Origin of the sequence: Sphingomonas sp., assembly GCF_036388435.1 — a bacterium.
GTDB lineage: Bacteria > Pseudomonadota > Alphaproteobacteria > Sphingomonadales > Sphingomonadaceae > Sphingomonas.
Genome location: NZ_DASVRV010000053.1, coordinates 218,253 through 229,512 on the forward strand (window position 1 = coordinate 218,253; position 11,260 = coordinate 229,512).

Sequence of the window (11,260 nt, forward strand, 5' to 3'; positions counted from 1 at the left end):
CTCAACCGGGGCGTTTGAGCAGCGGCAGGATCGAGTGGTAATCGTCGGTCCAGGGCCGAAAGCCGCGCGGGGCCCGAAGCATACGCCACCCCTCCGCTCGCCCCGTCAGCGCGTCCAGCGTTCCCCGGTCGCGGGACAGCGCGATCCAGGCCGAACCGGAGGCGGCCTCGTCCAGGCGCGAGGGATCGTAGACGAAGATCGACGCGCTCCAGCCCCCCGCCTTCGCCGCGCCCGCGACGACCGGCTCCAGGTCGAGATAGCGATTGGAGATATGGACCAACAACAGCCCGCGTCGATCGAGCACGCGCGCATAGGTCGCGAACGCCTCGCGCGTCAGCAGATGCGCCGGCACCGCGTCCGACGAGAAGGCGTCGAGCGCGAGCAGGTCGAGATTGCCCGGCGCCTCGCGCGCGAGGCTCAACCGCGCATCGCCCAGGCTGATCGCGGGATCGGGCAGGCAGCGGCGCAGGTACGTGAACTGCCCCGTGTCGCGCGCGATCCGCACGATCGCGGGATCGATCTCGTAGAAACGCCAGCGCTGGCCGGGCCGCGCATAGCAGGCGAGCGTACCCGTCCCCAGCCCCACCACGCCGATGCGCGCGTCCGGGCCGTAGAGGCGCGGCGCCAGCAGCATCGCCTGGCCCACGCCCGCCCCTTTTGCGTAGTAGGTGGTGGGCGTCCGCTCGCGCTCGGGCGAGCCGGTGAGCTGGACGCCGTGAACGGTGGTGCCATGGTCGAGCTCGCGCGAGCGGCTGCGTTCCTGTACCGTGTAGACGCCGAAATAGCTGCGCGTCCGCACGTCGCCCGCCAGCGACATCTCCAGCGATCGATAGCCGCCGAACAGCATCAACGCCGCCGCCAGCAGCAGCATATAGCCGACGCGCGCACCCACCGCGAACAGCCCGACCGCCGCCACCACCACGAACAGCAGCCCCGGACGGTTCTCGCCGAACAGCCGGTCGGGGCCGTGGAGCCGGAGCACGAACAGCAGGGCGACCGCGACGGCTATCCCCGCCAGCGCGAGCCAGCGATGTCGCGTCCAGACCGCCTTGATCCCCTCGGTCAGATAGAGCTGCGGCGCCATCAGCCCCGCCGCCAGGATCAACAGCGGATATTCATAGGTCCAGTCGAACAGCACCGGCGCGAGCAGCCCCGCAAACACGCCGCCCAGCGCCCCGCCGACCGACATCGCCAGATAGAAACCGGTCAGCCGATCCGGCTCGGGCCGCGACTCGTACATCGCGGTGTGGAGCGCGACCGAGGTCATGAACAGCAGCACGAGCGCGATGCCCGCGTTCAGTAGCGGCTGCGCGTTGTAGCCGCCGATCATCACCCCGCCGAACAGCAGGATTGTGATCGGCGCGATGCGCGTCAGGATCTCCGCCAAGGCCCGATTGGCCGCAAAGGCGACGGTGAAGCTGAGCAGGTAGAGCCCGAGCGGCAATACCCATAAAAGCGGCCCGGCGACGATGTCGGTGGTCAGATAGGTCGAGGTCGCGAGCATCAGCCCCGACGGCACGAAGGCCAGCGCGATCCACCGCGCGACGGTGCCGCGTGCGGGCGCGGGACTCGTGATCGGGCCACGCTCTGCCCGGGCGACCTGCGGCAGCGAGGTGGCGCAGGCGAGCACCAGCAAGGCGAGCAGCACATAACCCGCGCTCCACAACCAACTCTGCTCCCGCAGCGGCGTGAACGGCTCGACGAGCAGCGGATAGGCGAGGAGCCCGCCGAAACTCCCCAGGTTCGACGCCGCGTAAAGCGCGTACGGGTCCGCGCCGTCGCTCGCCTCGCTGAACCAGCGCTGGATCAGCGGCGCCTGCGCCGACACCGCCAGGAACAAGGGGCCGATCGACGCGCCGAGCAGCCACGGCACCCACAGGGCCGGATGCGCGTCGGGCGGCGGCTGGACGCCCAGCAGCCCGATCGGCAACCACAAGGCCGCCACCGCCAGCAGCCCCAGATGCACCATCGCCTGGGTGCGCGGCCGCAACCGCCCGATCGCATGGGCATAGGCGTATCCGCCCAGCAGCAGCGCCTGATAGACGAGCATCGCCGAATTCCACACGGCGGGCGCCCCGCCCAGTCGCGGCAACGCCATGCGCGCGACCATGGGCTGGACGAGGAACAGCAGGAAGGACCCGGTCAGCACCGTCAGGATGAACAAGGCCCGGCGCGGCGGACGGGCGGCAAAGGCGTGGATCACGGACGCGGCCTCGCGATGCGGTATTGGATATGGTGACGGAGGCGATGTCCGTCGGGGAGCGCCGGATGGTCGAAATCACCGCCCGCAACCCGGCACATTCCCAATTTCTCCATCAGACCCCGGCTCGCGACGTTGTCGGGCACGGTGATGGCCGCCACGAACGCCGCGTCGCTGTTGGCCCAGGCCCGGTCCAGGCTCGCCCGCGCGGCCTCCTCGGCGAATCCCCGCCGCCAGTGCGCGCGCGCGATGCGCCAGCCGATTTCCGTCTCGCCCGCGATCGGCGTGTCGCCCGGTCCCGGCTTGAGCCCGCAAAAGCCGATGAACGCGCCCGTGTCGCGCCGCTCGACCGCCCAGAAACAATGCCCATGCTCGGCCTGCAGGCGCCGTTGTCGCGCCATCTGTTCGCGTACCGCGTCGATGCCCGGCGCGTCGCCGATGAAGCGCATCACCTCCGCATCCTGACCCATCAGGTGAAAGGGCGCGAGATCATGGTCCCGCCATTCGCGCAGGATCAGGCGCCCGGTCCCGATCAAGCGCCCAGCAACCGCGCCGCATGGGCCGCATGATAGGTCAGCACGCCCGAGCAGCCCGCGCGCTTGAAGGCGAGCAGCGTTTCCAGCACCAGCCCGTCGCGCTCGCCCGCGCCGGCCGCGACCGATGCCTCGATCATCGCATATTCGCCGGATACCTGGTACGCGAAGACCGGGATCCGGAACTCGCGCTTCACGCGCAGGATGATGTCCAGATAGGGCAGGCCGGGTTTGACCATGACGCTGTCGGCGCCCTCCGCCAGGTCGGCGGCGACCTCGCGCAGCGCCTCCTCGGCATTGGCGGGATCCATCTGATAGGTCTTCTTGTCGCCTTTCAGCAACCCGCGCGAGCCGACCGCGTCGCGGAACGGGCCATAGAAGCCGCTGGCGTATTTCGCGGCATAGGCCATGATCTGCACATTGTGGTGCCCGCCCGCCTCCAGCGCGGCACGGATCAGCCCGACCCGGCCGTCCATCATGTCGGACGGGGCGATGATGTCGGCGCCCGCCTCCGCCTGGACCAGCGCCTGACCGACCAGCACCGCCGCGGTGGCGTCGTTCAGCACATAGCCCTGGCGGTCGACCAGCCCGTCATGCCCGTGGGACGTGTAGGGATCGAGCGCCACGTCGGTCAGCACGCCCATGTCGGGCACCGCGTCCTTGAGCGCGCGGATCGCGCGGCACATCAGATTGTCGGGGTTGAGCGCCTCGCGCCCGTCGTCGGTGCGCAAGCCCGCCGGCGTGTTCGGGAACAGCGCGAGGCAGGGAATGCCCAGATCGCGGGCCTCCCTGGCGCGCGCGACGATGCCGTCGACCGACCAGCGCGATACGCCGGGCAGGCTGGCGATCGGCTCCTCCACCCCCTCGCCTTCCGCGATGAACAGCGGCCAGATCAGGTCGGCCGGGGTCAGCACGGTTTCGCCGTGGAGCCGTCGGCTCCAGCCATGGGCGCGGGTGCGACGAAGACGGAGCGCGGGGTAGGCAGCGGACATCGGCTGGTCCATGCGGGATCACGCCCGGCTTGCCAAGCGCTAGGAAACGGGGTGTCAGGGTGCGTCATCATCGGGGACGAGTATGCGTGAGATCAAGACCGCCGCCCTCGTGGTCAACGCGCGCTCGCGCCGGGGGCAACGCACCTTCAAACAGGCTTGCGCGGCGATGGACGCGCTGCCCTATCCCGTCGACGCGCACGCCGTCGAACATCCGCGCGAGCTGGAGGCGACCGTCCGCCGCGCGCTGGCCAAGAAGCCCGACCTGCTGATCCTGGGCGGGGGCGACGGCACGATCAGCGGGCTCGTCGACCTGATGGTCGGGCACGACGTCGCGCTGGGCGTGCTGCCGCTGGGCACCGCCAACAGCTTCGCGCGCTCGCTGGGCATCCCGCTCGACGTGCCAGGCGCGGTGCAGGTGATCGCGCGGGGGCATCAGCGCCGCATCGACCTGGGGATGATCGACAAGGATTATTACGCCAATTGCGCCGCCATGGGCCTGTCGCCGCAGATCGCGGAGACGGTGCCGCACAACCTCAAGAAGCTGCTGGGCCGCGCGGGCTATCTGGGCTGGGCGGCGTGGCAGTTCCTGCGCTTCCGGCCCTTCACGCTGATCGTCGGCGAGGGCGCCACGGCGGAGCGGCTGCGCGTCGTCGAGGTGCGCATCTCCAACGGCTCCTATCATGGCGGCACCGAGCTGGTGGAGTCGGCCAGCGTCGATTCGGGCGAGATTGTCGTCCAGGCGGTGCTCGGCCATGTGAAGCGGCGGCTGATCCACAATTGGGTCGCGGGCACGTTCCGCCACTCGTCGCGCCATGACGAGGTGCGCGAATTCCGGGGGCGGTCGCTCCGGCTCGACACGGTGCCGCGCCTGCCCATCTCGATCGACGGCGAGGTGCTGGCGCATACGCCGGTGACCGCGAAGATCGCGGCGGGGATCATCCGGGTGATGGCGCCCGCGCCCTAGGTGGCGGGGCGCAGCGTCCCCGTCGGCTCGGCGACGCTGTTGGCGCGCTGCTCGCATTCGCCACGGCTCGGCAGCGCCGCGCCGGACCCACGCCACGGGCCGTAGCGATAATAGAGCGCGGCCCCGATCAGGTTCGCCGCCGATCCGATCGGAAAGCTCCACCACAAGGCGTCCTGCCCCAGCCAGGGCTGGAGCCCGACCGCCAGCCCGAGGCGGATAGGGAACATCGACACGAACAGGATGACCAGCGGCCCCCACACCGCCCCGTTCGCGCGGACGACGCCGAACAGCACCATGGTCGCCCCGAACATCACGAAGCCCCAGGTCGCGAGCCGGTTGATATGCTGAGCGATCGGCACCGCCGGGCTCTCGCCGCCGACGAAGATGCCGAGCAGCGGCCGGTCGAGCAGCAGCATGATCGCGACCGCCGCCCCGGTCAGCCCCAGGTTGAACAACAGTCCCGCCCGCGTGATCCGCCCGACGCGGTCCCAGCGTCCCGCGCCGATATTCTGCGCCGCCATCGCGCTCACCGCGGCGCCGATCGCGAGCGCGGGCATCTGGACATAGGCCCATAATTGCAGCGTCACGCCATAGCCGGCGGTGGTCTGCACCCCGAGCCGGTTGACCAGCCCGACCATCGCCAGCCCCGCGACCGAGATGACGAGCATCTGCGCCCCGATCGGCAGGCCCTTGGCGACGATCACGCGCGTCAGCTTCGCCTCGGGCAGGATATAGCGGCGCTCCGCGCCTTTCAGCCGCAGCGGCAGGTCCCGGTGGTGGATATACGCCGCCAGCGCGATCACCGCGACCACGCCCGATAGCAAGGTCGCCGCCGCCGATCCGGCGATCCCCATGCGCGGCGCCGGGCCCAGCCCCAGGATCAGTACCGGGTTGAGCGCGGCGTCGAGCACCACGCTCAGCCCCATGAACCACAGGGGCGTCAGCGAATCGCCGGTGCCCCGCAGCCCCATGAACATCAGCACCAGCAGCATCTGCCCCGGCAGCCCGACGAAGATCACCCGCAGATAGGCGAGCGCCAGATCGAACGCCGCGGGCGGCGTCGCCAGCATCCGCAATATCTCCGGCGCGAAGATCCAGCCCAGCGCGCCCACCACGATCGACGCGACCAGCACCAGCCCGATGGCCGACCCGAAGGCCCGGCGCGCGCCGTCTGCGTCGCGCCGGCCGAAGCTCTGCCCGACCAGGATCGTCGCGGCCATGCCGAACCCGAACACCGCGCCGAACAGCAGGAACATGATGATGTTGGCGTTCGACGTCGCCGCCAGCGCATCCTCGCCCAGGAAGCGCCCGACCCAGATCGCGTTGATCGACCCGTTGAGCGACTGGAGCACGTTCGACCCCAAGGTCGGCAGCGCGAAGGCGAGCAACGTGCCCGCGATCGGCCCGGAGGTGAGGTCGCGCTTGCCGGATCGGGCGGGCGCGGAGGTTCGAGACGGAGATGAGGTCACCCCGACCCTACCCCGTCATGCCCGACTTGTTCCGGAGTGACGATGGAGGGGAGCGGGAGGCGTGTCAGCCCAATCGCCCCGACGCCGCGCGCAACCGGTCCGCCTCCGCCGCCTTTTCCGCATGGTCGGCGCGCGCTTTTTCCACCGCCTCCGGCTTGGCGCGCTCGACGAAGCTGGCATTGCCCAGCCGCCCGGCCAGCGCGTCGCGCTCCTTCTCCGCCGCGGCGATGCCCTTGGCCAGGCGCGAGCGTTCCGCGTCCAGGTCGATCACGCCTTCCAGCGGCAGCACGAACGTCGCCTCGTCGACCACGATCTGCGCCGCGCCGCCGATCACGGCACCGACCTCGGGCACGACCCGCGCCATGCGCGCCAGCGCGGCGGCGTTGCGGTTCAGCCGGGCGATCGTCTCGTCCGACGCGTCGCGGACATGCATCGCCAGCTTGGCGCCCGGCGGCACGTTCAGCCCCGTTCGCGCCGTGCGGATCTCGCCCACCAGCCGGATCAGCCATTCGACCTCCGCCTCCGCCGCCGGGTCGATCGCCCGCGCGAAGGGCTGCGGCCAGCGCGCCACGATCAGCTCATGGTCGCGCGGCGCCAGGCCGTGCCACAATTCCTCGGTGATGAACGGCATGAACGGGTGGAGCAGGACCAGGATCTGGTCGAGTACCCAGCCCGCGACCGCCCTGGTCTCGTCGTCGACCTGCCCCTTGACCAGCTCCAGATACCAGTCGCAGAACTGGCTCCACACGAACTGATAGATCGCATTCGCCGCCGCGTCGAAGCGATGGTCCGCCAGCGCCAGGTCGACCGCCCCGACCGTGCGGATCAGCGCCGCCTCGATCCATTTGTTGACGGCCAGCGTCGCCGGGGGCGGCTCCAGCGTCGTCGACCCGCCGATGCCGTTGCCCTGCGCGAAGCGGGCCGCGTTCCACAGCTTGGTCGCGAAGTTGCGATAACCCTCGACCCGCTTCTCATCCATCTTGATGTCGCGGCCCTGGCTTTCCATCGCCGCCATGAAGAAACGCAACGCGTCGGCGCCGTAGCGGTCGATCAGCCCGAGCGGATCGACCGTGTTGCCCTTGGACTTGGACATCTTCGCCCCGTCCGCCGCGCGCACCAGTCCGTGCAGGTAGAGCGTGCGGAACGGCACGTCGCCCAGCAGGTGGAGCCCCTGCATCATCATCCGCGCGTTCCAGAAGAACAGGATGTCGAACCCCGACACCAGCACGTCGTTGGGATAACGCCCGCCGAGCGTCCGATCGTCCGTCTCGGGCCAGCCCATCGTCGCGAAGGGCCAGAGCGCCGAGGAGAACCAGGTGTCGAGCACGTCCTCGTCCTGGGTCAGCGCGACCCCCGCGCCCGCCTCCGCCTGCGCCTCTTCGGCCGTCTCGGCGACGAACACGCGGCCGTCCCCGGCATACCAGGCCGGGATGCGGTGTCCCCACCAGAGCTGGCGGCTCACGCACCAGGGCTGGATGTTCTCCATCCAGTTGAAGAACGTCTTCTCCCACGTCTTGGGCACGATGCGGATCGCGCCGGACCGCACCGCCTCGATCGCGGGCTCCGCCAGCGTCGCGGCGTCGACATACCATTGGTCGGTCAGCCAGGGCTCGATCACCACGCCCGACCGGTCGCCATAGGGCACCTGGTGGACATGGGGCTCGATCTTGTCGAGCAGCCCGATCGCCTCGAAATCGGCGACCACCTTGGCGCGCGCGGCGTAACGGTCGAGCCCGCGATATTCGGGCGGGCAAGCGTCGCTCATCGTCGCGTCGGCGTTCAGGAGGTTGATGAGCGGGATGCCCGCCTCGGGATGACGCCGCGCGACCTCGTAATCATTGTGGTCGTGCGCGGCGGTGATCTTCACCGCCCCCGACCCGAAATCCATCTTGACGTACTCGTCGGCGATGATGGGGATCAGCCGGTCGACGATCGGCAGGCGACATCTCTTGCCGACGAGGTGCACGTAGCGCTCGTCCGCCGGGTTCACCGCGACCGCGCCGTCGCCCAGGATCGTCTCGGGCCGGGTGGTCGCGATGACGATGTGGCCGCTACCATCCTCCAGCGGATAGCGGAAATGCCACAAGCTCCCCTGCACCTCGCGCTGCTCGACCTCCAGGTCGCTGATCGCGGTCCTCAGCCCCGGGTCCCAGTTCACCAGCCTTTTGTCGCGGTAGAGCAGCCCTTCGCGGTGCAGCCGGACGAAGACCTTGATCACCGCGGCCGAGAAGCCCGGGTCCATCGTGAACCGCTCGTTCGCCCAGTCCATCGAACAGCCCAGCCGACGCAGCTGCGACGTGATCTCGCCGCCGCTCTCCGCCTTCCATTCCCAGACTTTGTCGACGAACTGCTCGCGCGTGAAGTCGGTGCGCTTCTGCTGACGTAGCGCCATGTTGCGCTCGACCACCATCTGCGTCGCGATGCCGGCATGGTCGGTCCCGACCACCCACAAGGCGTCCTTGCCCTGCAGCCGCGCATGGCGCGTCAGGATGTCCTGGAGCGTGTTGTCGAGCGCGTGGCCGATATGGAGCGAGCCGGTGACGTTGGGCGGCGGGTTGACGATCGTCCAGGGTTCGGCGCCGGGCCGGTCGGGGCGGAACAGCCCCTTCTCCTCCCAATGCCTGTACCAGCGGGACTCGATCTCGGCGGGGTCGAAGGTCTTGGGCAGCTCGCTCATGCGCGGAGCCTTAGCGAGCGCGACGGGCGCCCGCCACCCTCGGCTCAGGCCCAGCTCAGGTACGCGCGCCCGGCTTGTCGAGCACGGCGCGGATGCGTTCGTTCAGCTCGGCGCGGCGATAGGGCTTGCGGATCAGCTCGAACGAGCGCGACCCCTCGTCGATCGCCTCGTCCGCGAACCCCGTCGTCAGCAGCACCTGGGTATGCGGATAGTCGCGGCGCACCGCCTGGGCCAGCGCGACCCCGTTCATGCCGGGCATCAGGATGTCGGTGAACAGCAACCGGTAATCCGAATCGCGCGCCAGCACGTCGAGCGCCGCGCGCCCACCGTTGACCAGCGTCACGTCGTAGCCCAGATCCTCGAGCAGCACGCGACCCAGCTCGCCGACCTCGTCCTGGTCCTCGACCATCAGGATGCGCTCGGCGCCACCGGCCTGGCGCGCGTTCCGATCCACCGCGCTTCGCTCCACCCCACCGCTCGATCGCGGGAAATAAAGCGTGAACTCGGCGCCGCCCCCCGCGCGGTTGACGACCGTCGCCAGTCCGCCCGATTGTCGCATGAAGCCATAGACCATGGCGAGGCCCAGCCCGGTGCCCTTGCCGATATCCTTGGTGGTGAAGAACGGGTCGAAGATCTTGTCGACGATGTTGGCGGGGATGCCCGGCCCGGTGTCGACGATCGACAGCACCACATATTGCCCGCCGTTGAGCTTCTGCTCGGGGACGTTGACCTCGGGCAGCACGGCGTTGCGGGTGGTGATGATGATCTCGCCCCGCCCGTCCATGGCGTCGCGCGCATTGGCCAGGATGTTGAGCAGCGCCATCTCCGCCTGGACGGGATCGACGCGGCAATTCCACAGATTGGGTTCGAACGCGCGCCTTATCCGTACCCCGTCCCCGACCGTCTTGTCGACGATGGGCCGGAAATCCTCCATCAGCGAGTTGAGGTTGAGCAACCGGTCACGCAATTCCTGCTTGCGCGCGAAGGCCAGCAGTTGCTGAGTCAGCGTGGCGCCGCGATTGGCGGCCATGGCGATCGCCTCGACCGCGCGCTTGGCGGGGCGATCGGCCGGGTCGACCTTGGCGTCCAGGATGTCCGCATAGCCCTGAATCACCTGGAGCAGGTTGTTGAAGTCGTGCGCGATCCCGCCCGTCAGCTTGCCGACCGCTTCCATCTTCTGCGCCTCGTGCAGCGCCTCCTCCGCCTCGCGGCGGCGCGATATGTCGAGCTGGCTGGCGAAGAAATACAGGAGCTTGCCGTCGACGCCATAGACCGGCGACACGAACAGCGCGTTCCAGAAGGTCGAGCCGTTCTTGCGGTAGTTGAGGAGCTCGACCGCCACTTCCTCCTGCCGTTCGATCGCGGCGCGGACCTGCGCGACCGAACCCATGTCGGTCTCGGGCCCCTGCAGGAAGCGGCAGTTGCGGCCGACGATCTCGCGGTCCGCATAGCCCGTCATGAAGGTGAAGGCTTCGTTGCAGAAGATGATCGGGCAGTCGGGCTGGTGCGGGTCGCACACCACCATCGGCATCCGCGTGGTCTGGACCGCCGCGAAGAAGATGTCGTGCGGGGCCGATGCGGGCGGCGCCGGGTCGGCGATCGGCGGCGTCGGGCTGAAACGGTCGGTCTCGGCGGCGTCGATCGTGTCCACGCCGCCCTCGGGCGGGTCCTGTCGGTTCACCTGGGCTGACCGGAAATCCTGGCGATCTCGCGCGCGACCATCTCCTCGACCATGTCGGGCAGATGGGCGTCGAGCCATTCCTTCAACATCGGGCGCAGCATGTCGCGTACCAGCCCTTCCAGCGTCCCGTCGCCCTGCGGATCGGGTTTCACCAGCAGCCGGGACAGCGAGTCGAGCGCGCCGCGCGTCGCGTCGGCCGCGGCGGACGACAGGATCGGATCGGCGGGCGCCGCCGCCGGCTTTGGGTCGGGTGCGGACGGCGCGACGCGCGGCTCGGGAAAGGTCGGGGCGGGCATGACGTGAGCCGGAGCTTCCTGGGTGGGCGCCGCCGCGATCGGCGCGGGTGCGGGCGAAGTGATGGGGATCGTCTGCGGATAAGTGGGCATGGGGTCGCTGAGTTCCAGCACCTCGTCCTCGTCGCCCTCGTCGCTGGGCAGGGGCGCGGGCGCGACCGGGCGGGACGCGCGACGGCGTCCGGCCGGCGCCTCTTCCTCGGCGATGATGCGTTTGATGGAGGACAATATCTCCTCCATCGACGGCTCGACGCTCATATCACCCATGATCCGCTGCCATCCCCCCGGCCTGACGTTACCGGTCCGTTAACGACGATCCGGTGCGTCGGCACCTGTCGTCAAGGTCGTGCTTCTGTCAACTCCGCTATTGAGCAGCGGGTCGAGCGGGCGGGTGACCTCGGACCCTTGGGCGGGGGTGGTGGCGGTGCCGGTGGCGACCGCGGTCGGCCGC

General features: G+C 69.5%; 8 protein-coding genes. 1 reads left to right on the forward strand and 7 read right to left on the reverse strand.

Annotated elements, in window-relative coordinates; genetic code table 11:
* Window position 1: 1 nt before the first annotated feature.
* The 3 genes from VF592_RS13995 to hemB are packed head-to-tail and all read right to left on the reverse strand — an operon-like array spanning window position 2 to window position 3,725.
* The gene (locus VF592_RS13995) at window positions 2–2,203 is read right to left on the reverse strand and encodes a hypothetical protein (RefSeq protein ID WP_331006235.1); all 2,202 of its coding nucleotides are present in this window, start codon (window positions 2,201–2,203) and stop codon (window positions 2–4) included.
* Complete coding sequence (locus tag VF592_RS14000) at window positions 2,200–2,736, reverse strand: GNAT family N-acetyltransferase (protein ID WP_331006236.1); 537 nt, start codon at window positions 2,734–2,736, stop codon at window positions 2,200–2,202. The genes VF592_RS13995 and VF592_RS14000 overlap by 4 nt, the downstream gene beginning before the upstream one ends.
* Window positions 2,733–3,725: a porphobilinogen synthase gene (hemB, locus tag VF592_RS14005; RefSeq protein WP_331006237.1), complete on the reverse strand. Its 993-nt coding sequence runs from the start codon at window positions 3,723–3,725 to the stop codon at window positions 2,733–2,735. The genes VF592_RS14000 and hemB overlap by 4 nt, the downstream gene beginning before the upstream one ends.
* A gap of 82 nt (window positions 3,726–3,807) precedes the next feature.
* On the opposite strand from hemB, the gene VF592_RS14010 reads away from it, so the two are divergent.
* Window positions 3,808–4,689 (forward strand): diacylglycerol/lipid kinase family protein, encoded by an 882-nt coding sequence (locus VF592_RS14010; RefSeq protein WP_331006238.1) that lies wholly within the window; start codon window positions 3,808–3,810, stop codon window positions 4,687–4,689.
* On the opposite strand, the gene VF592_RS14015 is transcribed toward VF592_RS14010, so the two are convergent.
* The 4 genes from VF592_RS14015 to VF592_RS14030 all read right to left on the reverse strand — a co-directional run bounded on the left by VF592_RS14015 (window position 4,686) and on the right by VF592_RS14030 (window position 11,076).
* Entirely contained in the window at window positions 4,686–6,158 is a 1,473-nt protein-coding gene (locus VF592_RS14015; RefSeq protein WP_331006239.1) for an MATE family efflux transporter, read from the reverse strand. The genes VF592_RS14010 and VF592_RS14015 overlap by 4 nt on opposite strands.
* A 64-nt stretch (window positions 6,159–6,222) precedes the next feature.
* Window positions 6,223–8,835: a valine--tRNA ligase gene (locus VF592_RS14020; protein WP_331006240.1), complete on the reverse strand. Its 2,613-nt coding sequence runs from the start codon at window positions 8,833–8,835 to the stop codon at window positions 6,223–6,225.
* Between the two features lie 55 nt (window positions 8,836–8,890).
* Window positions 8,891–10,516, reverse strand: a complete 1,626-nt coding sequence (locus VF592_RS14025; RefSeq protein ID WP_331006241.1) for a histidine kinase famiy protein — start codon at window positions 10,514–10,516, stop codon at window positions 8,891–8,893.
* Window positions 10,513–11,076 (reverse strand): DUF2497 domain-containing protein, encoded by a 564-nt coding sequence (locus tag VF592_RS14030; RefSeq protein WP_331006242.1) that lies wholly within the window; start codon window positions 11,074–11,076, stop codon window positions 10,513–10,515. The genes VF592_RS14025 and VF592_RS14030 overlap by 4 nt, the downstream gene beginning before the upstream one ends.
* Between the last annotated feature and the right edge of the window lie 184 nt (window positions 11,077–11,260).

What these genes read in the sequence shown, in the direction of transcription:
- hemB (WP_331006237.1), bottom strand. Translation starts at nt 3,725, where the DNA reads ATGTCCGCTGCCTACCCCGCGCTCCGTCTTCGTCGCACCCGCGCCCAT.
- VF592_RS14010 (WP_331006238.1), top strand. Translation starts at nt 3,808, where the DNA reads ATGCGTGAGATCAAGACCGCCGCCCTCGTGGTCAACGCGCGCTCGCGC.
- VF592_RS14020 (WP_331006240.1), bottom strand. Translation starts at nt 8,835, where the DNA reads ATGAGCGAGCTGCCCAAGACCTTCGACCCCGCCGAGATCGAGTCCCGC.
- VF592_RS14030 (WP_331006242.1), bottom strand. Translation starts at nt 11,076, where the DNA reads ATGGGTGATATGAGCGTCGAGCCGTCGATGGAGGAGATATTGTCCTCC.